The organism is Streptomyces sp. bgisy100, from assembly GCF_057709105.1.
The window spans coordinates 43,610-69,654 of the sequence record NZ_JBYITE010000038.1 but is presented as its reverse complement, the minus strand read 5'-3'; the positions used below and the strand labels follow the sequence as shown (position 1 = coordinate 69,654).

The window sequence follows — 26,045 nt, the reverse complement described above, 5'->3', positions numbered from 1 at the left end:
CTCGTTTCGGCCGACCTAATCGGCTTGACGTTCCCGATGAATTTCGGACGCACTCCGTTCGAGGATCAATTCCCCGGAGTGGGAGTGCAGTGATTCTAAAGGTTGACGTCCGAACCTGTCCAGTTCGGGCAACCGTTAGACTCTACCTCCCCGCCCATGCCGTGTCAACGGGTCCGGTGGGGAGACCTGGACACTAGCACCTCGTGGACGTCCTCCGCACATCACGCCGCTGCCGGGAGTTCAGCACTGCGGTCGCTCTCGGCGACATCGCCGGTCTCACCGGCGCGTGCCGCCCTCCGGCCCACCACGAACACGTACACCAGAAAGGCCGCCTCGGCCGCGACGCCGATGCCGATGCGGGCCCACGGAGGCAAGCCGGAGGGCGTCACGAACCCCTCGATCGCGCCGGACACGAAAAGGACGACGGCGAGGCCGATCGCCATACCGATTGCCGCCCGCCCCTCCCGGGCGAGCGCGGACCGTCGGGAGCGGGGGCCCGGGTCGATGACGGTCCAGCCGAGCCGCAGCCCCGTACCGGCCGCCACGAATACGGCGGTGAGCTCCAGCAGGCCGTGCGGCAGGATCAGGCCCAGGAACGTGTCGAGCCGTCCCACGGAGGACATCAGTCCGATGCCGATGCCGAGGTTCAGCATGTTCTGCAGGATCACCCAGAGCACCGGGATGCCGAGGAACGCGCCGAGGACCAGACAGACGGCGGCGACCTGGGCGTTGTTCGTCCAGACCTGGGCGGCGAAGGACGTCGCGGCGTGGCTGGAGTAGTACGTCTCGTACTGGCCTCCCGGGCGGGTGAGCTCGCGCAGCTCGTCGGGAGCGGCGATCGACGACTGCACCTCCGGGTGCGTGCCGATCCACCAGCCGACCACGGCCGCCAGGACCAGGGAGAGCACCGCGGTGGTGGTCCACCACCGGCGCGTCCGGTACAGCGCCGCGGGGAAGCCGGCCGCCAGGAAGCGGGTGGCGTCCCGCCAGCTCGCCTTGCGGGCCCCGGTGACGGCGCTGCGGGCACCGGCGACGAGTTGGGTGAGCCGACCGATCAGCTGTGGGTCGGGGGCACTCGACTGGACGAGGGAGAGGTGGGTGGCAGTGCGCTGGTAGAGGGCGACGAGTTCATCCGCCTCCGCCCCGGTCAGCCGGCGCCGTCGGCGCAGCAGCTCGTCCAGCCGCGTCCACTCGGCTCGGTGGGCGGCGACGAACACATCGAGGTCCATGAAGCGCTGCTCCTCCGGCGGCGTCGGTCCCCTCCCCCACCCGGTGCAGGCCGGCAGGGGCGGTCAGGGGTGGCGATCAGCTTGGCAGACGGAGGCGGCCGGCGGCAGAGCGGGCAGACTGTTCGTACGGGCGTCCAGGGGCAGGGCGACAGCGGGAGCGGCCCGTGGAGAGGGAGGACACCGCGTATGAGTGAGCTCGTGACCGGCGAGGCGGTCGTACTGGGGCTGCGGCCCGCGAAGCTGCCGAGCCGCACGCTGGCGGTCGTACTCGACCTGATGGTGGTCTTCACCGTCTACATCGCGGTGTCACTGGGCCTGGCCGCCGCTACGGCGTCGCTGGACACGGCGGCCGGAGCGGCCGTTTCGGTGGCGACGTTCCTTCTCGTCCTGGTCGGAGTGCCGATTGCGGTCGAGACGCTGAGCCACGGGCGGTCGCTGGGAAAGATGGCGTGCGGGCTGCGGGTGGTGCGGGACGACGGAGGGCCGATCCGGTTCCGGCACGCCCTGGTCCGTGGCGCGATGGGCGTGGCCGAGATCCTGCTGACCTTCGGGGTGATCGCGGTGATCGCCTCCTTGGTGTCCGCCCGGGGGCGGAGGCTGGGCGATGTCTTCGCGGGGACGCTGGTCGTACGGGAGCGCATACCGGCGCCGCAACCGGTGCGGATACCGCCGCCCCCGCCCTGGCTTGCGGGGCAGTTCGGGGCGCTCGATCTGTCGCGCGTTCCGGAGGGGCTGTGGCTGGCGGTGCGGCAGTACCTGTCACGGACGGAGCAGCTGGATCCGCAGGTCGGCTGGGCACTGGCGCAGCAGCTGGCGGGCGATGTGGCGGCCTGTACGGGGACCCCGGTGCCGGAGGGGGTGCCGCCCCAGGCCTATCTGGCGGGCGTCGTGGGCGAGCGGCAGGCGCGGGATGCCCAGCGGGTGTTCGGAGGGGTGCCGGGGAGTGCCGGGCGTGCCGGGGAGCCCGTCGCCCCTGGTCACGGCGGGCTCGGCTCCGAGGGGCATGGCGGGCGTGGTTCCGATGGTCACGGTGGTGACGGTTCCGATGGCGACACCTCCGGTTGGCACGGCCGGCACGGTTCCGGCGGCTACGGAGCCGGGGCGGGCAGTGGCGTACCCGCTCCGGTCATGGGGGCTCCGGAGGACTTCGCCGGGGAGCCTGCGGTGGCGGACGCTCCGGCCGGTCCGCTGTCTGCGGCGCCGGGGCGTCCGGATGTGGGCGGGGCCGTTCCGGTGACGGGGGCGGGGGTGGGGGCGGTCTCCCCGGTCTCCGCGGAGCCGGAGGGTGCTGCCGCCACGGTTCGGACGGGGTTCGTGCCGCCTGCCTGACGCCGTGGCGCCGGCTGGGCCGGACTGAGGTTCGTCGGAGCCCGGTGGTCGAACCCCGGTAGCCGGGGCCCGGTGGTCCAGGCCCGGTGGTCGAACCCCGGTAGCCGGGGCCGGGTGGTCGATACCGGATGTCGATGCCCGGTGGTCGCGTCGTGGTGGGCCGGTGCTGTGCCGTCGCGCCGTGGCCCGTGTGCCGTGTCAGCCGAAGGACGACGGCGGGCTTTCGAGGTCCTCGAGCTCGATGCCGGGGGCGCCCAGAACCACGTCGCCGGCGATGTGCACGGCTTGCTGCTCCCCCGTGTCCAGGTCCGTGACCTGGTACGCGTCCACGGTCAGGGGGCCGCTGTCAGTGGCGTGTGCTTCGCTCTGCAGCAAGGCCCAGGACTGGTCGAGCGTGCGGGGGGCCAGGACGGGGTCGGTCAGGGCGACGAGACGGACGCGGGTGGCGGGGCCGCCGGGTTCCAGGCGCAGCAGCCGGGCCGTGGCCACGAGAAAGGCGGGGGAGGCACCGGTGAAGGCATGGGCGCGGACATTGCCCTCGGTGGCGTGCTCTCCGGCGGGATCGGTACGGACCCAGGTGACGCCTTCGAGGGCGGCACCCCGGACCTGCCAGCCGCCGGCGTGCAGTTCGAGGCGGATGGGACGGCCGAGTTCGTCGGTGGTCAGGTCGACCGAGCCGGAGTGATCGCCGGAAGGGGCGGTGATCTGCGAGACGTAGCGCCAGCCGGAGGGGCCGGTGGCGCAGTGGAAGTGTTCTTCGCCGAGGGGGGTGCGGTCGTGGGGGTCGTGGAGGGAGTAGCGGCCGCGGGGCATGGTGAGGTCCTTGACGGGCCGGGCCCCCGCGGATGGCGGGGGCCCGGGCTCATCGGCTGGGTACTGTCAGTAGCGGTAGTGGTCGGGCTTGTACGGGCCCTCGACCGGGACGCCGATGTAGGACGCCTGCTCCGGGCGCAGCGTCGTGAGCTTCACGCCGAGCGCGTCGAGGTGGAGCCGGGCGACCTTCTCGTCCAGGTGCTTGGGGAGCACGTAGACGTCGGTCGGGTACGACTCGGGCTTGGTGAACAGCTCGATCTGGGCGATGGTCTGGTTCGCGAAGGAGTTGGACATCACGAACGACGGGTGACCGGTGGCGTTGCCCAGGTTGAGCAGACGGCCCTCCGAGAGCACGATGATCTTCTTGCCCTCGGCGAAGGTCCAGGTGTGGACCTGCGGCTTGACCTCGTCCTTGACGATGCCGGGGATCGCCGCGAGACCGGCCATGTCGATCTCGTTGTCGAAGTGGCCGATGTTCCCGACGATGGCCTGGTGCTTCATCTTGGCCATGTCGGTGGCCATGATGATGTCCTTGTTGCCGGTCGTGGTGATGAAGATGTCGGCCGTCTCGACGACGTCGTCGAGGGTCGCGACCTGGTAGCCGTCCATGGCGGCCTGCAGGGCGCAGATGGGGTCGATCTCGGTGACGATCACACGGGCGCCCTGGCCGCGCAGGGACTCCGCGCAGCCCTTGCCGACGTCGCCGTAGCCGCAGACGACCGCGACCTTGCCGCCGATGAGGACGTCGGTGGCGCGGTTGATGCCGTCGACGAGCGAGTGGCGGCAGCCGTACTTGTTGTCGAACTTCGACTTGGTGACGGCGTCGTTGACGTTGATGGCCGGGAAGAGGAGCGAGCCGGCCTGGTGCATCTCGTACAGGCGGTGGACGCCGGTCGTGGTCTCCTCGGTGACACCGCGGATCTCGGACGCCAGCTGGGTCCACTTCTGCGGGCTCTCACCCAGGGTGCGGTTCAGCAGCTGCAGGATGATGCGGAACTCGTCGCTGTCGGCGGTGGACGGGTCCGGTGCCGCACCGGCCTTCTCGTACTCGACGCCCTTGTGGACCAGGAGCGTCGCGTCGCCGCCGTCGTCGAGGATCATGTTCGGCCCGCCGGTGGGGGTGTTCGGCCAGGTCAGCGCCTGCTCCGTGCACCACCAGTACTCTTCGAGGGTTTCGCCCTTCCAGGCGAAGACCGGGACACCCTGCGGGTTCTCGGGGGTTCCGTCCGGACCGACCGCGATGGCGGCGGCGGCGTGGTCCTGGGTCGAGAAGATGTTGCAGGAGGCCCAGCGGACCTCGGCGCCGAGGGCTACCAGGGTCTCGATCAGCACGGCGGTCTGCACGGTCATGTGCAGCGAGCCGGTGATGCGGGCGCCGGCGAGGGGCCGGGAGGCGGCGTACTCGTCGCGGATCGCCATCAGACCGGGCATCTCGTGCTCGGCGAGGGTGATCTCCTTGCGGCCGAAGGCGGCCAGGGACAGGTCGGCGACCTTGAAGTCCTGGCCGGTGGCTGCAGTGGTCATGCGGCTGCTCCTCGTGAAATCGAGTGCGAGTGGACACGGCTGTTCTGCGGCGGTGGACACACTGGTCCCCCGGGCCGCAGCGCAGTCCGTCGGAGGCCCTCTCTCCCTCGGTCGGCCCACGACACGGACCGCCCGACCGCCATCAGCAGCGACGTCTGTCTGGGCACGAACCTACACCGATCAGCACAGCGGACCCCAGCCCGCCTCCGGCCCGGGGGTGACGATCTGTGCCTGCCTTGCGCCGATTGGTCCTGGAGGCTGCCGACTTCTGATCCGGCCGTCGCGGGATGTGGTTCCGGTCCCAGGGTGTTGCGGGATGCGGCCCGCCCGAGAACACTTGCACGACTCGCGCGCAAGACCGGTAAGGAGAACCACGTGACCAGTTCAGCCGACCCGCTGAAGGCCACCGGAGGGAGCGGGCAGGGCCTCAAACTGCTCGCGGTGACGGCCTGTCCGACCGGCATAGCCCATACCTACATGGCTGCCGAGAAGCTGGCCCGCGCCGCGGAGAGCCTCGGTCACCGGATGAAGGTGGAGACCCAGGGCTCCATCGGGGTCGAGAACGCCTTCTCCGACAACGATGTCAACGAAGCGGACGGCATCATCATCGCGGCGGACAAGGACGTCGACCGCGGCCGGTTCGCCGGCAAAAGGGTCCTGGTCGTCGGGGTGGCCGAGGGGATCCACCACCCCGAGCGGCTCATCGAGCGGGTGCTGGACGCACCCCTCCAGCAGGGTGACGGCGGTGGTGCCGCGGGCACCGGCCCGGCGGGGGCGACGGCCGGCGACAGCGGCGGCGGCAAGGAGCGCAGCCTCGCGTACAAGGCCCTGATGAACGGGGTCAGTTACATGATTCCGTTCGTCGTCGTGGGCGGTCTGCTGATCGCGGTCTCGCTCGCCCTCGGCGGCACTCCGCAGGCGGACGGCGGACTGGTCATCCCGGACGGGACGTTCTGGAAGCATGTGAACGACATCGGTGTGATCGGCTTCACACTGATGATCCCGATCCTCTCCGGCTACATCGCCTACGCCATCGGCGACCGTCCGGCGCTGGTGCCCGGCATGATCGGCGGCTGGATCGCCAATACCGGTGAGCTGTACGACTCCAAGTCGGGCGCGGGGTTCATCGGCGCGATCGTCACCGGCTTCCTCGCCGGGTACCTGGTGGCGTGGATCAAGAAGGCCCGCGTGCCGAAGTTCGTCCAGCCCATCATGCCGATCATCGTGATCCCGATCGTCGCGACCACGGCGCTCGGCCTCTTCTTCATCTATGTGATCGGGCGGCCCATCTCCTGGGTCTTCGAGAACCTCACCGGTCTGCTGGGCAGCCTCACCGGTACCAGTGCGGCGCTGCTGGGCATCATCCTCGGCCTCATGATCGCGTTCGACATGGGCGGACCGGTCAACAAGACCGCCTTCCTGTTCGGCGCCGGGCTGGTGTCGAAGAACCCCGAGATCATGGGCATATGTGCCGCGGCCATCCCGGTGCCTCCGCTGGGCCAGGGGCTGGCCACGCTGCTGCGCCGGAAGCTCTTCAGCGAGCAGGAGCGCGAGACCGGACTGGCGGCACTGTTCATGGGCTTCTTCGGGATCACCGAGGGGGCGATCCCGTTCGCCGCGGCACGGCCCGCCCGGGTCATTCCGGCGAACATGCTCGGCGGCGCTCTGGCCGGGGCTCTGGCGGGGCTCGCGGCGGTCACGGACAGCGTGCCGCACGGCGGGCCGATCGTGGCGGTGCTCGGGGCCGTCGGCGGTGTCCCGATGTTCTTCCTGGCCGTGGTCGTCGGCACGGTGGCGACGGCGCTCACGACCGTCACCCTGATGGCCCTCGGCAGCCGGGGCCCGGCCGTGAGCGAGGCGGCCCCGGCGCCGTCCGCGGTGCGCACGGCCGAGCCCGTCCTCGCCGGGGTCGGCGCGGGAGCGGGTACGGGGCTCGGTCCGGGGTCGGGTACGGAGCTGGGCACGGGAGCGGGAGCAGGACTGAGCACGGGATCGGGTACGGAGCTGGGCGCGCGAGCGGGAGCAGGACTGAGCACGGGATCGGGTACGCAATCGGTCGGCGGGGAGAGTGCTGAAGCCGGGCGGGAGACCGTGCCGGCACCGGCGCCGGGGGCCGAGCCCCGCACGGAGACCAACGCGAAGTCCGCTGCGAAAACCGACGCGAAAACCGACGCGGCGCCGAACACGGAGGCAGACACGGCGCCCGGTGCCGGCCCGGCGCGAGGCCTCCGGCCCGGCGCCGGCGCGGAGGCCCCCGGAGCGCAGGACGCGGTGACGGACGCCGGGGCGGAGGACACGGGGGCAGCGGACGCCGGGGCGGAAGACACCCGGACGGAAGACACCGGAGCGGAGGACACCGGGGCAGCGGACGCCGGCACGAAGGACCCGGTGGTGCTGTCCGGCTACCTGAGCGAGCAGACCGTGCGGGAGGAGCTCTCCGCCAGCAGCAAGGCGGAGGCGATCCGCGAACTGGCGCGGATGCTCACCGCAACCGGCAAGGTCACCGACGAGGAGGGCCTGATACGGGCCGCGCTCGCCCGTGAGGACCAGGGGACGACGGGTCTCGGCGAGGAGATCGCCATTCCGCACGCCAAGACGGACGCGGTGACGGCTCCGGTCGTCGGCTTCGCCCGCTCGGCCGAGGGCATCGAGTGGGGTTCGCTCGACGGCACCCGGGCCCGGCTCCTCTTCATGATCTCCGTGCCCGAGGCCGCGGCGGGCGACGAGCATCTGCGCATTCTGGCGCTGCTCTCCCGAAAGCTGATGGACACCACGTTCCGGGAGCGGCTGACGGCGGCACCGGACACGGCGGCGATCATGCGGGTCCTGGGCGAGATCCGGTGAACGAGGTCCAGTAGTCCGTGCATCGCCAAGGCCCCCACCGGTGGGGTGAGGGCCTTAGCGGTGCTGCTCATGTGCTCATGTACTGCCGGCGTCGTGTACTGCTTGTACTGCCGACGTCATGTACTGCTTGCGCCGTCCCCGGCAGAGTCGGGGCCGGGCCGAGGTCTGGGCCGCTCAGGGCCGCGGCCGAACCCCCGGCCGGCGCGAAACCGCAGCCGGGGCCCGGGCCGATGGAACGCACCGGGTGGCAGCAGCCCCCGGTGTCAGCCGCCCCGGGCCTTCCCCGGTGCGGTCCCCGCCCGGATATCGGCGGTCCCGGGGTGTCAGTGCGCCCCCGCGCCGCCCGGCGTCTTCGTCGGGTCGGGGCCCGCTGCCGCCGCGGTCTCGCTGTAGATGTCCGGCTCCAGGTAGATCACCCGGGCGATCGGCACGGCCTCCCGGATCCGGGCCTCGGCCGCGTTGATCGCCTCCGCGACCTGGGCGCCGCTGCTGTCCTGCGGAACCCCGACCTTGGCGGCGACGAGCAGCTCCTCCGGGCCCAGGTGCAGGGTGCGCATGTGGATGAGGCGGGTGACACCCGTACCGTCGACGACCGCCTCGCGGATCTTCGCCACATCGTCCGCGCCGGCCGACTCGCCGAGCAGCAGCGACTTGGTCTCCGCCGCCAGGACCAGAGCGATCAGGATCAGCAGTGCGCCGATGCAGAGGGTGCCGATGCCGTCCCAGATGCCGTTGCCGGTGGTGATGGCCAGGGCGACACCGACGAGCGCGAGGACCAGGCCCACGAGCGCGCCGAGGTCCTCCAGCAGGACGACCGGCAGCTCCGGCGCCTTGGCGCGGCGCACGAAGTCGGTCCACGACTGCTTGCCGCGCAGCTCGTTGGACTCCTTGATGGCGGTGCGGAACGAGAAGCCCTCCGCGATGATCGCGAAGACGAGGACGCCGATGGGCCAGTACCAGTCCTCGATCTCGTGCGGGTGCTTGATCTTCTCGTAGCCCTCGTAGAGGGCGAACATGCCACCGACCGAGAAGAGCACGATCGACACGAGGAAGCTGTAGATGTACCGCTCGCGGCCGTAGCCGAAGGGGTGCTCGGCCGTGGCTTCGCGCTTGGCCTTCTTGCCGCCGACCAGCAACAGCCCCTGGTTACCGGAGTCGGCGAGCGAGTGCACGCCTTCGGCCAGCATCGACGACGAGCCACTGAAGGCGAACGCCACGAACTTGGCTGCGGCGATGGCCAGGTTGGCCCCGAGGGCGGCGACGATCGCCTTGGTTCCGCCTGATGCACTCATGAGTGCCGAGTGTCCCTTCCGTCGACCGGGAGCTTTGCTCCCCCTTTACCGGCGGACATTGTTGCAGCCCGGCCGACAGCCGTCTCCTCAGACCGCCACGGTGGCCCGGAAGACCGTTCCGTCCCCGGAGACCGTGACCTCCTCGGCAGCCGGGACGAACGCCGACTCGCCCGGTGTGAGCAGCAGTTCCTCCGCTGCGGACCGCAGCCGGACGGTGCCGTGGGTGCAGAGCAGGATGTCCGGGGTGCCGGTGCCGAGACGCAGCGGCCCGTCGCCCTCGGCCGGTTCGATGCGGGAGAGCCGGAACTCGTCGATCGGCGTACGGTACGTCCCCTCCGCACCGTCGCCGCCGACGGTCTCGGGGCGGAGTACGCCCGGCGCGGTCGGCTCGAAGCGGACCACGCGCAGGAGTTCGGGAACGTCCACGTGCTTCGGGGTGAGGCCGCAGCGCAGGACGTTGTCGGAGTTGGCCATGATCTCGACGCCGAGGCCGTCGAGGTAGGCGTGCGGTACGCCGGCCCCGAGGAAGAGCGCCTCGCCCGGCTGCAGCCGTACGTGGTTGAGCAGCATGGCGGCGATCACGCCCGGATCCCCGGGGTAGTGCCGTGCGAGGAAGGTGTAGGCGGCGTAGTCGTCCTGCCACGGTCCGTCGTGCCCGGCGAGCCGTTCGGCGGCCTTCGCGGCGCGCGCCACGGTCTCGGCCATGGCGTCCCGCTCCGCGGTGAGCACGGCGGTGAGCACCTCGCGCAGGGCGTCGCCTTCCGGTTCCGCGCGCAGGATGTCGACGTACGGCTCGAGGGAGTCCACCTCCAGGCTCGCGAGCAGATCGGCGGCCTCGGCCGGGGGACGGAAGCCGCAGACCCCCTCGAACGGCGTGAGCGCGCAGATCAGTTCGGGCTTGTGGTTGGCGTCCTTGTAGTTGCGGTGCGGCGCCTCGATCGGGACCCCGCGGTCCTCCTCGTCGGCGAACCCCGCCTTCGCCTGCGGCAGGTCGGGGTGGACCTGGAGGGACAGCGGCGAACCCGCGGCGAGGATCTTCAGCAGGAACGGCAGCCGCGGACCGAAGCGGTCGGCCGCGACCTTGCCCAGCTCGCCCTCGGGGTCGGCGTCGATCAGCTCGGAGAGCGCGACCGGGCCGGAGCCGCGGTCGACGCGGGAGGAGTCGCCGGGGTGTGCGCCCATCCACAGCTCGGCCTGCGGCTCACCGGTCGGCTCGGTGCCGAGGAGCTGCGGGATGGCGGTGGTGGAGCCCCAGGCGTAGGGGCGCACGGTGTTGGTGAGGCGGTCCATGCGGCTGATCCTGACTGTGCGGACGAGGGGTGAGCCGGTGCTCGCGGCGGCTGTGACCGCGCTACGAGCGCTGACCGCTCATGTTCTCTCTCCGGAAGCGAGCGCCAGGTAAACAGCGGCGAAATCCGAGACGGCGAGCAGTTCCGCCAGTACCTCCACGGAGTGGCCGCCGAGGGACGGTTCGACCTCGCTGACGGGGGTGTCGTGGCTCAGGGCCAGTTCGCGGGCGGCGGGGACCGGTGAGTGGGAGGGGGGTGTGCTCTGTTCGCGGAGCAGCACCACGCGCGCGTGCAGTGCCTGCGGGTCCTCCACGCGGTCGCGGAAGAAGTCGTCCGGATCGGCGCCGGCGGCGAAGGCGCCGGAGAGCAGGGTGCCGTGCGCCGTCAGCGCCTCGGGCAGCGCGGCGGCGAGCGCGGGGCGGCCGGCGACGGAGGTCAGCACCCGGGCGAAGTGCTGCCCGGCGGCCCCGGCGACGAGGCCGTCGCTCCACAGCAGCGGAAGGGCGTCCGCGAGCTCGGCGGCCAGTGTCTTGGCCGGGTTGCCGTAGGTGGCGATGGCGGGTCCGCACCGTTCGGCGACCCGGTCCAGCCGGTCGGCGACCGCCTGGACGACGGGCGGCGGGACGGAGAAGAGGCCGATCCGGTCGGCCAGCACCAGCAGCGGGGTCAGCAGCGCCCAGAGGGTGCCGGGGAGCTCGGCGGTGGGGGCGGGCCGCAGCCGGGGCGTCGGCAGCGGCTGGTCCTCGGGGACCTCCTCGTACGGCGACGCGGGTGCGAGGGGCACCACCAGCCCGTGCCGGCCGCCCGCGTCCTCGGTGAGCGGCGAGTTCGGCGGGGTGATCGTCACGATCGAGCAGCCCCGCCGGTAGGCCTGCTCGATGAGTGCGGAGAGGCCGGGTTCCGTGCCGTCGGTGGTGACCACGAGCAGCAGGTCCATCGGACCGACCCAGCCGGGCAGGGTCCACAGCAGGGCTCCGGGGTCGGCCAGCGCGCCGTACGGCCGGATGTGGCTGACCGGAACGTTGCCGCCGTCGAGCGCGGTGAGCAGTTCGGCGATGCAGCCGGTGGTGGGGCCGGGGCCGGCCACGAGCAGCGCCCGCGGCCGACCGTCCGGTTTGAGGTTCGCCAGCCCGGCCTCGACGGCCGCGCGGGCGGCGGTGCGGACCCGGGCGCCCGACTCGGCCGCGCCGCGCAGGAGACCGAGGGTGTCGGCCCGGGCCAGGGATTCGGCCGTGTCGAGCAGTGACTCGTCGAGCATCGTGTACGGAGCCTCCGATCACCGGTGGGCTGTCATGGCCGGGCCCGGTCCCGCGCTCAGGCCGGGCGGCGGGCCTCGTCGACCAGCAGGACGGGGATGCCGTCGCGCACCGGGTAGGCCAGGCCGCAGCCGGCTCCGGTGCACACCAGCTCGCCGGCGTCGGTCCCGGTGTCCGCGGCGGAGGTGTCGTCGCGGAGCGGAGCGTGGCACGCCGGGCAGGCGAGGATCTCCAGGAGACCGGCTTCGAGCGGCATGGGCTGTCCCTTCGGATGGGCCTTCCTCCCCCGGGAAGGAAGGTGGTTCGGCCCGGCCAGGGTACCGCCGGGCCGCCCCGGAGCGCGGCCCCGTCGGCCGGTCGGGCCGGTCGGCCGGTCGGGCCGGTCGGCCGGTCGGGCCGGTCGGCCGCGCGGGTCGGCCGGCCGCGCGGGTCGGCCGGGCGGTACCGGCCGACCGGGCCGCGTGGACGCGTCGGGTCCTCGTGGCCGTGGGCGCCCCACTGCCCGGGACGCAACGGGCGTCGGCCCGCTGTGGGACGGGAGCACGGGCCCGGACCGGAGCACGGCCTGCACGGGAGCACGGACCTGCACGGGGGCACCGGCCCGCACGAGGGCACCGGCCCGGACAGGACGCGTCGGGCCCCACGGCCGGGCCGGGGCGCGGCGGCCGGTCAGGCGCGGACGATGGCGAGGACCTCGTCGCGGATCCGGTCGGCGGTCTCCGTGTCGCGGGCCTCGACATTGAGCCGGAGCAGCGGTTCGGTGTTGGAGGCCCGGAGGTTGAACCACCAGTCCGGCGTGGTGACCGTCAGCCCGTCGAGCTCGTCGAGCACGGCCCCCTCCCGGCCCTCGAACGCCGTCTTGACGGCCGCCGCGCGCCCCGCCTGGTCGGCGACGGTGCTGTTGATCTCTCCGGAGGCGGCGTAGCGGTCGTACTGCTCCACCAGCGCGGACAGCGGGCCGGACTGGCCGCCGAGCGCGGCGAGCACGTGCAGAGCGGCCAGCATGCCGGTGTCGGCGTTCCAGAAGTCGCGGAAGTAGTAGTGGGCTGAGTGCTCGCCGCCGAAGATCGCGCCGGTGCGGGCCATCTCCTCCTTGATGAAGGAGTGCCCCACCCGGGTCCGGACGGGCGTGCCGCCCTCCTCCTTGACGACCTCGGGGACGGACCAGGAGGTGATCAGGTTGTGGATCACCGTGCCGCCGCCGTGCTTGGCCAGCTCCCGGGCGGCGACCAGGGCGGTGATCGCGGAGGGGCTGACGGGGTCGCCGTTCTGGTCGACGACGAAGCAGCGGTCGGCGTCGCCGTCGAAGGCGAGGCCGATGTCGGCGCCGGTCTCCCGGACCTTGTCCTGGAGGTCGACGATGTTCTTCGGGTCGAGCGGGTTGGCCTCGTGGTTCGGGAAGGTCCCGTCCAGCTCGAAGTACATCGGGACGACCTCGATGGGCAGGCCGGCGAGGACGGTGGGCACCGTGTGGCCGCCCATGCCGTTGCCCGCGTCCACCACGGCCTTCAGCGGGCGGATCGCGGTGAGGTCCACGAGCGAACGCAGGTGGGCGGCGTAGTCCTCGAGGACGTCCCGCTGAGTGATCTCACCGGGCGACGGGGCGGCGGCCGGGGGCGCGGAGTCCGCCCACTCCTCGACGAGGGCGCGGATCTCGGAGAGCCCGCTGTCCTGGCCGACCGGGGCGGCGCCGGCCCGGCACATCTTGATCCCGTTGTACTGGGCCGGGTTGTGGCTGGCGGTGAACATCGCACCGGGCATGCCGAGTTGGCCACTGGCGAAGTACAACTGATCGGTGGAGCAGAGGCCGATCTCGGTCACGTCCACGCCGCGGGCCGCGGCGCCGCGCGCGAACGCCCGCGACAGGCCGGGCGAGGAGGGCCGCATGTCATGGCCGACGACGATCGCGTCCGCGCCGGTCACCTGGGCGAAGGCGGCGCCGAAGAGTTCGGCGAGCGGCTCGTCCCACTGGTCGGGGACCACACCGCGCACGTCGTAGGCCTTCACGATCTGCGACAAGTCGGGCACCTTGTACGCCTCCTGGAGTCGGTCCTGCCCCTGCTGGCGACCTCGTGACAGCACAGTACCCGGACGAGGTGACAAGTCGGGCAGGACGGAACCACCGACCCGAGGAGGAGCGGGGCGGGGACGGGGAACGGAGCGGGGCGCAGGCCCCGTCATGCTTCGGGACTGCTGCGCCGCGGGCTCCGGGGCCGCCGCGCCGCGGCGGGGGCACCCGGCCCGGGTGGGCACGGGTTCAGGAGGGGGCGTGGGCCCCCGAGCGGAGATCCGCCGGGGCACCCGCGGGCGTCAGGAGTCCGGCGACCGCAGGACGCGGAGGTGGCCCCGCCGGGCGACCTCCATGGGCTCCGTCCCCCTGCCGCCACCGCCTCCCGCCGCGCGCTCCTGCGGGCGGGCGGCCTCGCGCACGGCGTTGGCCAGCGCTTCGAGGTCGTCACTGCTGGGGCGGGCGGGACCGGTGTCGACGGCGAGCCGGACGACTTCCCAGCCACGGGGGGCGGTCAGCCGCTCGGAGTGCTCGGCGCAGAGGTCGTAGCAGTGCGGCTCGGCGTAGGTGGCGAGCGGCCCGAGGACCGCGGTCGAGTCCGCGTAGACGTACGTCAGCGTCGCGACGGCGGGGCGGCCGCACGCGGTGCGCGAACAGCGACGTACAGGGCTCACGACGTTGGACGGTACCGCACTCTTGAGCGGGCCGCGACGACTCTCCCCGAGCTCACCCCGCCGTGTCGTTCCCGCCGACACGCGGGGCCTGACCTGCGGACACCCATTCTGACCTGCGCGGAGGGCCGGGGTGCGGCAGGCCGGTGACGACGATCACCGTCACCACTGGGGCCAAATAGTGGCATTCATCTCGCGATCACCGATGGCAGGAGTGTGCTGAAACGGGCGCAACCATGGCTGGAACACTCATGTACCGACATGCCGTGCGGCGGATCCGTCAGCGCGTGCCGGGTGCGACGGGACGGCTACCCTCGGATGTGATGGACAACCCCGTACCTCCCCGCCCGTCCGAGCCGCGACCACGACGCCGTGACCGCCACGGCCGCGGCATGCGCGGGCCGATCGCACCCCCTCAGGTGCCGCTGTCGGTCAGCCGGGCCGACACCTTCGTCGACCTGGTGCACGACTCCGTGGACCGGCTGGAGCGGCGGTGGCCCCAGCTGTCCGACGTCGAGTTCCTCGTCCGCGAGGTGCCCCCGCCGGGCGGTGCCGAGCCCCCGGGGACGGGCACCTGGGACGACGGGACGGTGCCGCTGGGCCGGATGGTCGCCGCGCAGGGGGACCGCCCGGCGCGGATCGTGATCTACCGCCGTCCGGTCGAGATCCGCACCAAGGGGCGGGACGACCGCGCCCTCCTGGTCCACGAGGTCGTGGTCGAACAGGTCGCCGAACTGCTGGGGCTGGCACCGGAGTCCGTGGATCCGCGGTACGGGCAGGACTGAGCCGCGACGGCCGGCCCCCGGCCTCCGCGGACCGAGAGGTGACGGCCGCCTCCGGCGGGAGCCGCTCAGTCGGCCGGCCGGTCCGTCAGTCGGTCACTCGGTCAGCAGCGACAGGTCCTGCTCCGCCTCCGGGACGACGACCGTGCCCCGGTCGTCCGGCAGGGTCTGCACGGTGAACATCGGGACACCGCCCTCCCGGAGTTCGAGCGAACGCGAGGCGTGCACGGGCCCCCCGGACTCCCGGACCACGGTGACCGCGTAACTGCCCTTGGCCCCGGACGGCACCGGCGGCCGGACCGCGAGCGTCGTACCGCCCTTGACCGTGTAGGACTTGGCCGTGGCGCTGCCGCCGCCGCTCCCGGCCGAGGCGATCACCTTCACCCGCCCCGTGACGCCCGGCGCCACGAGCGACAGGGAGGTGCCCTTGGCCCGGTTGTCGGCGGCGGTGGCCCGCTCCTCGACCGGTCCGGTCGCCGGGATGAACGCCGTCTCCTGCTTGCCGCCCTTGCCGCGGGTGACCCGCAGGGCGGCGACGAACGGAGCCGCGTCGTCCTTCTCTGCCGGGGTGAGGACCAGGGAGCCCGGCTCGCCCTTGGTGACGTCGGCGAGGTCCACCGCCGCGGTCATGCCGCTCTTCACGTGCAGCGTTTCGTGGCCGGCGGGGGTGATCGGGCCGGACGGGCCGGCGAGCCGCACCTTGACGTCGGCGTCGTCCTCGCTGGTGGCCATCGCGACCAGCTGCACGGAGGTGGCGTCCGCGGGGATGCCCGGGAGCACGGCGCTGCCGGACGGGTCGGCGGCGGCCTGCAGCCAGTCGCCGCCGCGCTTGTCGTCCTCGGCCTGCACGGCGGCGCCCGCCCGTCCCGCGCGGGCCAGGACGCGCAGCGTGGCGTCGGCCGTCGGCTCCTGGGTGAGGGTGGAGAGCAGGACGGGGACGGTGGACCGGGCCGGGATCGTGATCCCCTCCCCGGCGGTGGACTTCAGCTTCCCGTTCCGTCCGTACATCTCCAGGTCCACGACGGCCGCGGAGCTGTCCGGATTGGTGAGGTGGACGTAGTCCTGCCGGTCCTTGGCCGTGCTGACCCCGGGGAACCAGAACTCGGTGTCCGGCGCCGTGCACCTCGCGCCGAGCACGGCGCGGGCCTCGCCCGCGCTGATCACCGTGGTCTGCTGGGTGGCCCAGCCGGGCGCGAGAGTGCCGTCCGCGGTGCCGATCAGGGCCGGGGCCTCGGCGTCGGAGGTCTCCGCGGTGACGGGGGTGCCCGGTTGCTTCAGCGTCACCACCGGCCTGTCCGGGCGCCGGGCGTCCTTGCCCCTGCCTTCCGGCTTCTTCTCGGCGCCCTCCACGGCCCGTTCCGCGGGGAGGAGTTCGGCACGGTTCCGCTGTCCGGCCGTGCGGGCGTCCTTCCCCTTCGGCGTGAACGAGGTGTACGTGGTCTCGGCGAGGTCCGAGGAGGTGGGCGCCGGGCAGAGCAGCGTGGAGCGTTCGACGGGCAGCCGGGCCGCCGTCGCCGCGGTGCCGCCCGACGACGCGTCCGGGACGGTGAGCGCGGCGAACCCGGTCACGGCGGCGAGCGCGGTCGCGGTGCCGATCAGGGACAGGGTGGTGCGGTTCACTGGTGCTCGCTCCCGTCGCGGCGGGGGCCGGGCTCGGTGCCGTCCCCGTGGATCGTCTCGCCGTCCGGAGGGTAGGTGCCGTCGGCGTAGGGCTGCTGCGCGCCGTAGCCGTACGGGTCGGCGTACTGGCCGCCGTACTGCCCCGGGTCGTACGGTCCGGGCGCGTACTGCCCCTCGGCGTACCGGGTGTCGTACATACCTCCGGGATACGTCCCGTCCCCGTAGCCGCCCGCCGGATAGGCGTCGGCCGGATAGGCGTCGGCCGGGTACTGCTCACCGGGGTGCACGGCCTGGTAGGGATCGGCGCCCTGGCCCGCGGCGGGCTGCTGCCCGTCCCACTCGCCGTACGCGGGCTGGTGCGGCACGGTGCCGTAGGGCTGTGCGGGGCCGGCGCCGGGATCCTGCGGGCCGGGCGGCATCGCCTCGGCGGGCACCGGACCCATCGGGTCGGCGAACTCCGGCCCGGGACCCGCGCTTCCGGCACCCGCGTAGTCCGCCCCGGGGCCCGCGCTTGCGGCACCGGCGTACGGCGCCTGCTCCGGCTCGGCGGGCGGCCCGGCAGGGGCACCGGGGCCCTGCTCGCCGCCCCGCGCGGCCTGTTCCGCCTCCGCGGCGGCCCGCAGCCGGCGGGCCCGGCGGCCCTCCCCGGCGACGGCCTCGGCGGGCACGGTCTCGGCCACCTGGTCCGGAAGGTCGTCGTCGACGTCCCGGCGGCGACCCGGCAGGGCCAGCACCAGCAGCACCACAGCCAGCAGCCCCTGGGCCCAGACCCAGGCGGTGCGGGTCAGCGGCGTCTCGTAGGTGAGGTCCAGCCGGCCGCCGTTCGCGGGCAGTTCGAAGCCCTGGGCCCAGCCGTCGACGGTCTTCCGCGTCAGCGGCTTGCCGTCGAGCGTGGCCTGCCAGCCGGCGTCGGCCTTGTCGGCGATCCGCAGGACCCGGCCGTTCCCGCCCGCGGGGACGGTGGTGTGCGCCTCGACCGGCCCGGCGGCCACCGGGACCGCGGCGGCATCGCCCTGTCCGCCGGAGCCTGCGGCGGGCACGATGGCGGCCCGCGCGACCCGCTGGTCCACGCGCCACAGCGCGCTGCCGTCCTCCTGGCTGAGCCGGGTCAGCCCGGGCGTCGCGTCCAGCACCCGGCTCATCTCCCGCGGGGCGCCGTCCCGGACGAGCACATAGCGCACGGCGTACCCGCCGAGCTGGCTGGTCTGGTCGGCGCCGGATCCCGCCACGAGGTTGGCGACGATCCGGTCCAGCCGGGCGTCACCGCCGCTCGTGGCGGCGAGGTCGGCGTCCCCGAGCCGGGCACCGGAGCCGCGCACCAGGGTGTAGCCGACCCGGGCCTCCTGGTCCCCGCCGATGACGAGGGTGCGCGCCTGGTCCCGGGTCCCGCTCTCCTCGGCGACGAACGCGGGCACCTGGACCGGCTCCCGCCGCTCGACCGGGCCGGCCGCGCCGCTGACCATCCAGCCGACGGCGGCCACCAGGGGCGCCACCGCGGCGGCGGCGGCGATCAGACCCGCGACCGGCTGCCGCCAGCCGAAGTTCCGGGCCGCGACCCGCTCGCGCGCGCCCTCGGCACCGGCCACGGCGGCCGCGAGCAGCGCGAGACCGTAGACGAGGGTGGCCGGACCGGCCCAGGCGGAGCCGTTGGACAGCGCCGCGAACAGCAGACCGGTCAGCGCGGCGGCCCAGGCCGCCAGGACCGTCGTCCGCCGGTCCTCCCGCAGCAGGGCACCGAGCGCGGCCAGCACCGCACCGATGAGCAGCACGCCGCCCGCCGCCTTGGGGCCGCCCGGGCTGAGCGTCAGCAGGTCGAGGGCGGAGGCGGAGCCGGTGCCGTAGTCCAGGCCCACCTCGTGGAGGAAGGCCGACGGACGGGTCAGCAGCGACAGCGACCAGGGGGCGAGGACCACCAGCGGGGTCGCCAGCGCGGCGCCGAACCGCAGTCCGTACGCGGGCAGCTGGTCCCGGTGGCCGTCGAGCGCCCGCAGCACGAGGACGCCGAAGCCCAGGACGAGGGCGACCGGCCAGACCACGGGAGTGAACGCGGTGGCGATGCTCAGCAGCAGCGCGTACGCCCACACGGCCCGCCAGCCGGGGCGCGCGCCGCCCTGCGCGGTCAGCCGCAGCCCGGCCGCGGCCACCCCCGCGCGGGCCAGCAGCGGCAGCAGCACGGCGAGGACCGCGGTGCCCAGACGACCGGCGGCGAGCGCGCCGGTCGCGGCCGGCAGGAAGGCGTAGGCGACGCTCCCCCAGGCCCGCAGCAGCCGGGACTCGACCAGCGGCCGGGAGACGAAATAGGCGGTGAGCCCGGCGAGCGGCACCGAGCAGACGAGCAGCAGGGTGAGGGCGAGGCCGGTGCTGCCGAACAGCAGGGACGCGAACGCGGCCACGACCGCCAGATAGGGCGGCGCCGATCCGGTGCCGCCGACCCCCACCGGGTGCCAGCCCGCGGCGTACCGCTCCCACAGCTCGGAGGCGCCGTCGGGGGCGGGCAGCAGCGCGCCGCCGAACAGCGCACCGGTGCCCAGCAGTCCACGGCAGGCGATCAGCGAGACCAGCAGCAGCACGAGGAAGAGGACGGGGCCCGGCTTGCGGCCGATCCGCTTCAGCCGGGCGAACTGCTCGACCTGCAGGAACTCCGCGTCGTCACCCCCGGGCCCGGACTCGACTGCCCCGTGCCGCCCGCCGGACGCCAGCTCGGGTTCCGAGCGTCCGCTGAAGTTGCCGGCCACCTGTTCCACGGTGGCCCGTACGGTCGCGCCGGGCGGCGGGAAGAGCTGCCGGAGCTCGCCGGCCTCCAACGCCTGCTTCCCGCGCCGTTTGCGCGCGTCGAGGACCCTGCCGGGGCGCAGCAGCACCCCGAGGAGTCCGGTGACTTCGTCCAGCGCCTGGCCGGGCACCTTCCCCACCAGATAGGCGAGGGTGCGCACCAGGGTGCCGAACACCAGCCGGAGCAGCACATACGGCAGGACCGCGCCTCGGCTGTTGACGAGCATCGTGTAGACGGCGCCCGCCTTGTCGACCCGGTGCGGGTTGGCGACGGACCGGCCGACGCAGTCGATGGGGCGCCGCTCGCGGGCGGACGCCTCGGCGTGCCGCATGACGGCGTCCGGGGCGATGAGCACGCCGTGCCCGGCGGCCTGCGCGCGCCAGCACAGGTCGACGTCGTCGCGCATCAGCGGCAGCCGCCGGTCGAAGCCGCCGAGCTCCTCCCACACGTCACGGCGGATCAGCATGCCCGCGCTGGAGACGGAGAGGACGGGCTTGACCTGGTCGTGCTGCCCCTGGTCCTGCTCCCGCCGCTCCAGACCGGTCCAGCGGCGCCCGCTGTTGGCGATGCTGACGCCGACCTCCAGCAGCTGCCGCCGGTCGTACCAGCTGCGCAGCTTGGGTCCGATGACGGCCGTGGACGGGCTGGCGTCGGCGACCCGCAGCAGCTCCGCCAGGGCGCCCGGCTCGGGGGCGCAGTCGTCGTGCAGCAGCCACAGCCACTGGACGGGCTCGCCGTGCGGCAGCTCCGGCATGTCGTACGCGTCGTCGCGCCAGGTGCGGTTGACGGGGTCCCAGCCGCTCGGCCGCTTCAGATACGGCAGGTCGTCCGGGGTGAGGACGGCCGCGGTCCGGACCGCTTCGTCGACGGCGGTGCCGAAGCCGCTGCGGCGGGCGAGGTGCAGCACCCGCTCGTCGCCGAGGGCATCGGCGAGGAGGGCCGCGGAGTTGTCGGCGCTGCCGGTGTCGGCGGCGATCACGTTCTGGACCGGGCGCTCCTGGCCCGCCAGGCCCGAGAGCACCTGTGGCAGCCAGCGGGCGCCGTCGTGGGCGACGAGCACGGCGGTGACGACATGCCGCGGGAACTCAGGAGTGGCGGCCTCGTGGTGGGCCGCCGAGTGACTGTGCACGGACATCGAGGTACGGGCCCCGGTTCGCTGGACTGCGGTGGACGCACGCCCGCGGGGGCGTTGGTGCGTCTCGGACGGCCCCCAACACTAACGGCTCGCGGCCACCCCGGAACCGGCCGTGTGCGCCGGGGCGGGCGGGACGGCCGTACCGGCCCGCGCGCGGGGGCGCGGCAGGTCGGGGTCCGGTCGCGGGCCGGTGCGCGTCCGGTCGCGGGGCCGGTGTGCGGGTGCGGTGTGCGGGTGACGCCGGCGGGCGCGGCGCGCGGGTGACGCCGGCGGGCGCGGCGCGCGGGTGACGCCGGCGGGCGCGGCGCATGCGCCGGCTCCGTCGAACAGCGGGCCGCCGGGGGGACGCGTGCGCGGGTGGGGGACGCGTGCGCCGGTGGGGGACGGGAGGCGCGTGGAACGGCGGGAGGCGGGTGGACCTGCGGGAGCGGGAGAGGGGACCGGCGGGAGAGCGGCGACGGCCGGTGCGCCGGCGCCGGGAGGCGGCTGTCCCGGATGCCGGCCCGTACCGGGCGGGGTGGCGGATCAGGGGGCCGGGCGCACCGGCGAACGCGAGAAGAGACGTCGGGCACAAATGGCGTCCGGCGGGAAACCGGGCCGAAATCCCGGCGAATGCCTACGGCTCGGCGAATGCCTCCGGCAAATCCACGCGACCATCCGGATGGGTGGTCCGGAAGTGCCGTTCGCGGGTGAGGGTGCCCCTTTGTCCCGCACTCCTCCACCCCACACCACGATCCGAGGGATCCGAGGCGTCCGTAGTCCCGCAACGGTGACCGGAAGGGACCCCAGGGCCTTGGCCCGATAGCCCCGCAGTACGCAACCGGAACGCCGGGGCCGGACTTCGGGCCGGACTTCGGGCCGGACTTCGGGCCGAAACTCGCGGACACCGGGCGCCGCGACGGCGGAAGGCCCGCTCGGGAAAGGCGGCGGGAATGGGCGCGGCCCACGCCCGTTCGGAAAGACCGTCAGACAGCGGCCTTTTTCAGACGCCGGCGCTCCCGCTCGGACAGGCCGCCCCAGATACCGAACCGCTCGTCGTTGGCCAGGGCGTACTCGAGGCACTCGGAGCGCACCTCGCAGGCGAGACAGACCTTCTTGGCCTCGCGGGTCGACCCGCCCTTTTCCGGGAAGAACGACTCGGGGTCGGTCTGGGCGCACAGTGCGCGCTCCTGCCACCCGAGCTCCTCGTCCGCCTCCTCGACCAGCAGTTGCTGGAACAGCTCGGTCATGTGCGCCCCTCGTTTGTCTTTTTTTGCGTCCCCGTGATGCTGCCGTTACCGGTCACGGCTGAACGACACGAGTGAAATTACAAGTGTGTGGCTCCGGGCCAGTCAAGCCGAGATCTGCTATTGAGCCCCTTATTCACTCTGCGGAACCAAAGCCGTGCGGAAAGTGTTCAAATCGCCATAAACCACTATCGGCCCTTGCTCCATCGCCACTCCCCTTCTCCTTGCAGAGGAGGACGAGAACGCGACTCGTTTCGTTGCGATCCGATCACGGAAGCGGAGCGGATCACAGTGCGGTGACGAGAAGGTAACGGCGCCCAGAGGCGTGACTGATGCCCCGTGTGTCCCGGCAGTTGAGCGCACAAACCTTTCTCCGGAGACAGCAACCGGATGAGGTGAACGATGACCGGCGAAACGGGCGTCAAGTTGACATCCGGTGGGCGAACCGCTCTCCTTGGGGCATGCCAGTGACGCACGCTCCCCTTGCTCTGGGCACGGGAGACCGCTTCCGGACCCGCCCCCGCGGGTTCCGTTGCGCTGTGCAGACTCACTGTCGCTGTTCCAGCTGTTGATGCCCCCGCGCTCCAGCCATCTGTGCCCAAGAACTTCTCCCGAGGAACCTTCCGCACATGAACAGCGACGTTTCGATCGCCGGTGACCCGCTCGCCATCCCCCACCTGCTGCCGCCCGTACCCGCGCACCCCTCCACCGTCGCGGAGTTCGCCGGCCTCGCCCGCTCCGTCGCGGAGGACCGCGCGAGCTGGGAGCACCTCGTCCGGTACGACGCCACCAGCCGCTGGTACCACCGGCTGCGCACCGGCCCCGGCTACGAGGTGTGGCTGCTCAGCTGGGTGCCCGGCCAGGGCAGCGGACTGCACGACCACGGCAGCTCCTCCGGTGTGCTGACCGTCCTGGAGGGCGAGTTGACCGAGCAGTCCGGGCAGGCCCGGCGGACACTCGGCGCGGGCGCCCAGCGGGTCTTCGCGCCCGGCTACGTCCACGAGGTCACCAACGACGCGCTCACCCCGGCCGTCAGCCTGCACGTGTACTTCCCGGGCCTGACCGAGATGACCATGCACAGCGGTCAGTGCTCGGCCCGGGCGGACGAGGCCGTCACCGTCTGACGGCGGGGCGGGGCCGTGCGCTCGGCGGTGCGATCGGCGGTGCGGCGGGGTGTGCGGCCGTCGGTGATCAGGACCGTCGCCCATGACCGTCCTCACGGGAGCGGTCTCCGGCTGACACCCCCACCGTCACCACCCACAAGCGACCAGCCTTCGGCTGACAGCCCCACCCGTCACCCGCCACCACCCTCAGTGGACCAGCCTTCGGCTGACAGCCCCACCCGTCACCCGCCACCACCCTCAGTGGACCAGCCTTCGGCTGACAGACTGTCTGTATGCGCATTGTGGTTCTGGCCGGCGGCATTGGCGGCGCCCGTTTTCTCCGTGGTCTGAAGTCGGCTGCCCCCGACGCGGACATCACCGTCATCGGCAACACCGGTGACGACATCCATCTCTTCGGGCTCAAGGTCTGCCCGGACCTCGACACCGTGATGTACACGCTCGGCGGTGGCATCCACGAGGAACAGGGCTGGGGGCGGGCGGACGAGTCGTTCGCCGTGAAGGAGGAGTTGGCGGCCTACGGCGTGGGCCCCGAGTGGTTCGGGCTCGGCGACCGGGACTTCGCCACCCATATCGTCCGTACGCAGATGATCGGCGCGGGCTATCCGCTCAGCGCCGTCACCGAGGCGCTGTGCGCACGCTGGCAGCCCGGCGTCCGGCTGCTGCCGATGTCCGACGACCGGATCGAGACCCACGTCCTCATCGACACGGCGGACCTCGGTGACACCGCCGGGGGTGCGGGCGAGGGCCGGAAGGCCGTGCACTTCCAGGAGTACTGGGTGCGGCTGCGGGCCTCCGTCCCGGCCCACGCGGTGGTGCCGGTCGGCGCCGAGCAGGCCAAGCCCGCGCCCGGCGTGCTCGAAGCCATCGGCGAGGCGGACGTGGTGCTCTTCCCGCCGTCCAACCCCGTCGTCAGCATCGGCACCATCCTGGCCGTGCCCGGCGTGCGGGAGGCCATCGCCGAGGCAGGGGTGCCGGTCGTCGGGCTCTCCCCGATCGTCGGCGACGCACCCGTGCGGGGCATGGCGGACAAGGTGCTCGCCGCGGTCGGTGTGGAGTCGACCGCCGCCGCCGTCGCCCGGCACTACGGATCCGGGCTGCTGGACGGCTGGCTCGTCGACACCGTCGACGCCGCCTCCGTGGACGAGGTGGAGGCGGCGGGCATCCGCTGCCGGGCCGTCCCGCTGATCATGAGCGACACCGAGGCGACGGCCCGGATGGCGAGCGAGGCACTGGCACTGGCCACGGAGGTCCGGCCGTGAGCGCCCGCCGGGAGGCGCCGTCGTACACGGTGTGGGCGCTGCCGGGCGTTCCCGAGGTGCAGTCCGGGGACGACCTCGCCAAGCTCATCGCGGACGCGGCCACCGCACCGGGGCTGCCGGGCCTGGGCCACGGCGATGTGCTGCTGGTGACCTCGAAGATCGTCAGCAAGGCCGAGGGCCGCGTGATGGAGGCGGCGGACCGCGAGGCGGCGATCGACGCCGAGGCGGTACGGGTCGTCGCCCGGCGCGGGCCGACCCGGATCGTCGAGACCCGGCACGGCTTCGTCATGGCCGCGGCCGGGGTCGACGCCTCCAACACCCCGGCCGGCACCGTGCTGTTGCTGCCCGAGGACCCGGACGCCTCGGCCCGGCGGATCCGCGCGGGGCTGCGCGACGCGCTCGGTGTCGACATCGGCGTGGTGGTGACGGACACGTTCGGCCGCCCCTGGCGCAACGGGCTGACCGATGTGGCGATCGGCGCCGCCGGGGTACGGGTCCTCGACGACCTGCGGGGCGGCACCGACGCGTACGGCAATCCGCTCGCGGCGACCGTCGTGGCCACCGCCGATGAACTGGCCGCCGCGGGGGATCTGGTGAAGGGGAAGGCCGACGGGCTGCCCGTTGCCGTGGTGCGCGGGCTGCCGCATGTCGTCGAGGACGGGGACGGGGTCGGGGACGAAGTCCGGGGCGAGGAGGGCCGGGTCGGGGGCGACGCGGGTGCGGGCCGGGATGCGGGTTCGGGGTCGGGGTCGGGTTCGGGTTCGGGGTCGGGGTCGGGTTCGGGTTCGGGTTCGGGTTCGGGTTCGGGTTCGGGCCAGGGTGACGCGGGGGCGCGGGTTCTGGTGCGCAGCGCCGTCGACGACATGTTCCGGCTCGGGACGTCCGAGGCCGTACGGGAGGCCGTGACCCTGCGGCGCACGGTGCGGGAGTTCACGGACGAACCGGTCGACGGGGCGGCGGTGCGGCGCGCCGTGGCCGCAGCGGTGACGGCGCCCGCCCCGCACCACACGACGCCGTGGCGGTTCGTGCTGCTCGAGTCGGCGGAGGCGCGGGAGCGGCTGCTCGACGCGATGCGGGACGCGTGGGTGGCGGATCTGCGGGGCGACGGCTTCACGGAGGAGAGCATCGCGAAGCGGGTACGGCGCGGGGACGTGCTGCGGCGGGCGCCGTACCTGGTGGTGCCGTGTCTGGTCGCCGACGGGGCGCACGCCTACCCGGACGCGCGGCGGCAGGGCGCCGAACGCGAGATGTTCGTGGTGGCGGCGGGGGCGGCGGTGCAGAACCTGCTGGTCGCACTGGCCGGGGAACGGCTCGGCTCGGCGTGGGTGTCGTCGACGATGTTCTGCCGGGATGTCGTCCGCAAGGTGCTGGGGCTGCCCGGGGACTGGGATCCGATGGGGGCTGTGGCGGTGGGGCATGCGGCGGGGGTGCCGCGGGAGCGGGGGGAGCGGGGGGTGGAGGGGTTCATCGCCGTGCGGTAGCACCTGCCGGTGGGGGTGCGTTGGGGGGGCGTTGGGGGGGGTCCGCCGCGGGCAGGGGGCGGGTTCGGGGTGCCGGTTGTGCCGCCGCTGCTGGGTTGAGGTTGCTGGGCGTGCGGGCGGGTGCCGCTGCTGGGCTCAGGTTGCTGGGCGTGCGGGCGGGTGCCGCTGCTGGGCTCAGGTTGCTGGGCGTGCGGGCGGGTGCCGGGGCCTCCGGAGTGGGGGGTTCCGGAACGTATATTTACGGCCCTGGGGGCCACAAATACACGGAAGCTTCCGGAACCCCCCACCCCTGCGGCCCCGTCACCCTCACGTCCGGTGGGCTCAGGGCAGGTGCCTCGGAACATCCCTGATGGGCCCGTGCGGGAGGGATGAGCCCCCACCCCTGCGGCC

18 protein-coding genes are annotated in these 26,045 nt (G+C 73.3%); 6 read left to right on the top strand and 12 right to left on the bottom strand.

Going from position 1 to position 26,045, the window contains the following annotated elements:
- Window positions 1-221 precede the first annotated feature (221 nt).
- The gene (locus tag AC3EQ1_RS23075) at window positions 222-1,229 is read right to left on the bottom strand and encodes a stage II sporulation protein M (RefSeq protein WP_432096244.1); all 1,008 of its coding nucleotides are present in this window, start codon (window positions 1,227-1,229) and stop codon (window positions 222-224) included.
- A gap of 186 nt (window positions 1,230-1,415) precedes the next feature.
- Between AC3EQ1_RS23075 and AC3EQ1_RS23070 the strand changes: the two genes are divergently transcribed.
- A complete protein-coding gene (locus AC3EQ1_RS23070; protein ID WP_432096243.1) occupies window positions 1,416-2,558 on the top strand; it encodes an RDD family protein in 1,143 nt (380 codons plus the stop codon).
- A 198-nt stretch (window positions 2,559-2,756) separates the two neighbouring features.
- On the opposite strand, the gene AC3EQ1_RS23065 is transcribed toward AC3EQ1_RS23070, so the two are convergent.
- The gene (locus AC3EQ1_RS23065) at window positions 2,757-3,371 is read right to left on the bottom strand and encodes a hypothetical protein (protein WP_432096242.1); all 615 of its coding nucleotides are present in this window, start codon (window positions 3,369-3,371) and stop codon (window positions 2,757-2,759) included.
- Window positions 3,372-3,437: 66 nt separating this feature from the next.
- Entirely contained in the window at window positions 3,438-4,895 is a 1,458-nt protein-coding gene (gene ahcY, locus AC3EQ1_RS23060; RefSeq protein WP_432096241.1) for an adenosylhomocysteinase, read from the bottom strand.
- 375 nt (window positions 4,896-5,270) lie between these two features.
- Between ahcY and AC3EQ1_RS23055 the strand changes: the two genes are divergently transcribed.
- Window positions 5,271-7,739: a fructose-specific PTS transporter subunit EIIC gene (locus AC3EQ1_RS23055; RefSeq protein WP_432096240.1), complete on the top strand. Its 2,469-nt coding sequence runs from the start codon at window positions 5,271-5,273 to the stop codon at window positions 7,737-7,739.
- Between the two features lie 323 nt (window positions 7,740-8,062).
- Here AC3EQ1_RS23055 and AC3EQ1_RS23050 read toward each other — a convergent pair whose 3' ends face one another.
- The 6 genes from AC3EQ1_RS23050 to AC3EQ1_RS23025 all read right to left on the bottom strand — a co-directional run bounded on the left by AC3EQ1_RS23050 (window position 8,063) and on the right by AC3EQ1_RS23025 (window position 14,339).
- The gene (locus AC3EQ1_RS23050; protein ID WP_432096239.1) at window positions 8,063-9,031 is read right to left on the bottom strand and encodes a cation diffusion facilitator family transporter; all 969 of its coding nucleotides are present in this window, start codon (window positions 9,029-9,031) and stop codon (window positions 8,063-8,065) included.
- Between the two features lie 87 nt (window positions 9,032-9,118).
- Window positions 9,119-10,321 (bottom strand): mannose-6-phosphate isomerase, class I, encoded by a 1,203-nt coding sequence (gene manA / locus AC3EQ1_RS23045; RefSeq protein WP_432096238.1) that lies wholly within the window; start codon window positions 10,319-10,321, stop codon window positions 9,119-9,121.
- 78 nt (window positions 10,322-10,399) lie between these two features.
- A complete protein-coding gene (locus AC3EQ1_RS23040) occupies window positions 10,400-11,578 on the bottom strand; it encodes an SIS domain-containing protein (RefSeq protein ID WP_432096237.1) in 1,179 nt (392 codons plus the stop codon).
- A gap of 56 nt (window positions 11,579-11,634) precedes the next feature.
- A complete protein-coding gene (locus AC3EQ1_RS23035; RefSeq protein WP_351513408.1) occupies window positions 11,635-11,832 on the bottom strand; it encodes a Trm112 family protein in 198 nt (65 codons plus the stop codon).
- 413 nt (window positions 11,833-12,245) lie between these two features.
- Window positions 12,246-13,604 carry a phosphomannomutase/phosphoglucomutase gene (locus tag AC3EQ1_RS23030; RefSeq protein WP_432096236.1) on the bottom strand — a complete coding sequence of 453 codons (1,359 nt, stop codon included), beginning with the start codon at window positions 13,602-13,604 and terminating at the stop codon, window positions 12,246-12,248.
- 282 nt (window positions 13,605-13,886) lie between these two features.
- The gene (locus AC3EQ1_RS23025) at window positions 13,887-14,339 is read right to left on the bottom strand and encodes a DUF3499 domain-containing protein (protein ID WP_388859399.1); all 453 of its coding nucleotides are present in this window, start codon (window positions 14,337-14,339) and stop codon (window positions 13,887-13,889) included.
- A 239-nt stretch (window positions 14,340-14,578) separates the two neighbouring features.
- Here AC3EQ1_RS23025 and AC3EQ1_RS23020 point away from each other — a divergent pair, with 239 nt between their 5' ends.
- On the top strand, window positions 14,579-15,040 hold the full coding sequence (locus tag AC3EQ1_RS23020) for a metallopeptidase family protein (RefSeq protein ID WP_388859402.1): 462 nt from the start codon (window positions 14,579-14,581) through the stop codon (window positions 15,038-15,040).
- Window positions 15,041-15,133: 93 nt separating this feature from the next.
- On the opposite strand, the gene AC3EQ1_RS23015 is transcribed toward AC3EQ1_RS23020, so the two are convergent.
- The 3 genes from AC3EQ1_RS23015 to AC3EQ1_RS23005 form a co-directional block, all read right to left on the bottom strand.
- Window positions 15,134-16,657, bottom strand: coding sequence for a DUF5719 family protein (locus AC3EQ1_RS23015; protein ID WP_432096235.1), 1,524 nt, complete (start codon window positions 16,655-16,657; stop codon window positions 15,134-15,136).
- A complete protein-coding gene (locus tag AC3EQ1_RS23010) occupies window positions 16,654-20,565 on the bottom strand; it encodes a glycosyltransferase (RefSeq protein WP_432096234.1) in 3,912 nt (1,303 codons plus the stop codon). The genes AC3EQ1_RS23015 and AC3EQ1_RS23010 overlap by 4 nt, the downstream gene beginning before the upstream one ends.
- 965 nt (window positions 20,566-21,530) lie before the next feature.
- Complete coding sequence (locus AC3EQ1_RS23005; RefSeq protein WP_004952403.1) at window positions 21,531-21,794, bottom strand: WhiB family transcriptional regulator; 264 nt, start codon at window positions 21,792-21,794, stop codon at window positions 21,531-21,533.
- Window positions 21,795-22,420: 626 nt separating this feature from the next.
- Here AC3EQ1_RS23005 and AC3EQ1_RS23000 point away from each other — a divergent pair.
- The 3 genes from AC3EQ1_RS23000 (at window position 22,421) to AC3EQ1_RS22990 (ending at window position 25,655) form a co-directional block, all read left to right on the top strand.
- The gene (locus AC3EQ1_RS23000; protein WP_432096233.1) at window positions 22,421-22,915 is read left to right on the top strand and encodes a cysteine dioxygenase; all 495 of its coding nucleotides are present in this window, start codon (window positions 22,421-22,423) and stop codon (window positions 22,913-22,915) included.
- Window positions 22,916-23,187: 272 nt separating this feature from the next.
- On the top strand, window positions 23,188-24,174 hold the full coding sequence (gene cofD, locus AC3EQ1_RS22995; protein ID WP_432096232.1) for a 2-phospho-L-lactate transferase: 987 nt from the start codon (window positions 23,188-23,190) through the stop codon (window positions 24,172-24,174).
- Window positions 24,171-25,655: a coenzyme F420-0:L-glutamate ligase gene (locus AC3EQ1_RS22990; protein WP_432096231.1), complete on the top strand. Its 1,485-nt coding sequence runs from the start codon at window positions 24,171-24,173 to the stop codon at window positions 25,653-25,655. The genes cofD and AC3EQ1_RS22990 overlap by 4 nt, the downstream gene beginning before the upstream one ends.
- Window positions 25,656-26,045 lie beyond the last annotated feature (390 nt).

Excerpts from the sequence above, each read along its gene's own strand:
- AC3EQ1_RS23075 (WP_432096244.1), bottom strand. The coding sequence starts at position 1,229 with ATGGACCTCGATGTGTTCGTCGCCGCCCACCGAGCCGAGTGGACGCGG.
- AC3EQ1_RS23070 (WP_432096243.1), top strand. The coding sequence starts at position 1,416 with ATGAGTGAGCTCGTGACCGGCGAGGCGGTCGTACTGGGGCTGCGGCCC.
- AC3EQ1_RS23065 (WP_432096242.1), bottom strand. The coding sequence starts at position 3,371 with ATGCCCCGCGGCCGCTACTCCCTCCACGACCCCCACGACCGCACCCCC.
- ahcY (WP_432096241.1), bottom strand. The coding sequence starts at position 4,895 with ATGACCACTGCAGCCACCGGCCAGGACTTCAAGGTCGCCGACCTGTCC.
- AC3EQ1_RS23050 (WP_432096239.1), bottom strand. The coding sequence starts at position 9,031 with ATGAGTGCATCAGGCGGAACCAAGGCGATCGTCGCCGCCCTCGGGGCC.
- manA (WP_432096238.1), bottom strand. The coding sequence starts at position 10,321 with ATGGACCGCCTCACCAACACCGTGCGCCCCTACGCCTGGGGCTCCACC.
- AC3EQ1_RS23040 (WP_432096237.1), bottom strand. The coding sequence starts at position 11,578 with ATGCTCGACGAGTCACTGCTCGACACGGCCGAATCCCTGGCCCGGGCC.
- AC3EQ1_RS23035 (WP_351513408.1), bottom strand. The coding sequence starts at position 11,832 with ATGCCGCTCGAAGCCGGTCTCCTGGAGATCCTCGCCTGCCCGGCGTGC.
- AC3EQ1_RS23020 (WP_388859402.1), top strand. The coding sequence starts at position 14,579 with ATGGACAACCCCGTACCTCCCCGCCCGTCCGAGCCGCGACCACGACGC.
- AC3EQ1_RS23010 (WP_432096234.1), bottom strand. The coding sequence starts at position 20,565 with ATGTCCGTGCACAGTCACTCGGCGGCCCACCACGAGGCCGCCACTCCT.
- AC3EQ1_RS23005 (WP_004952403.1), bottom strand. The coding sequence starts at position 21,794 with ATGACCGAGCTGTTCCAGCAACTGCTGGTCGAGGAGGCGGACGAGGAG.
- AC3EQ1_RS23000 (WP_432096233.1), top strand. The coding sequence starts at position 22,421 with ATGAACAGCGACGTTTCGATCGCCGGTGACCCGCTCGCCATCCCCCAC.
- cofD (WP_432096232.1), top strand. The coding sequence starts at position 23,188 with ATGCGCATTGTGGTTCTGGCCGGCGGCATTGGCGGCGCCCGTTTTCTC.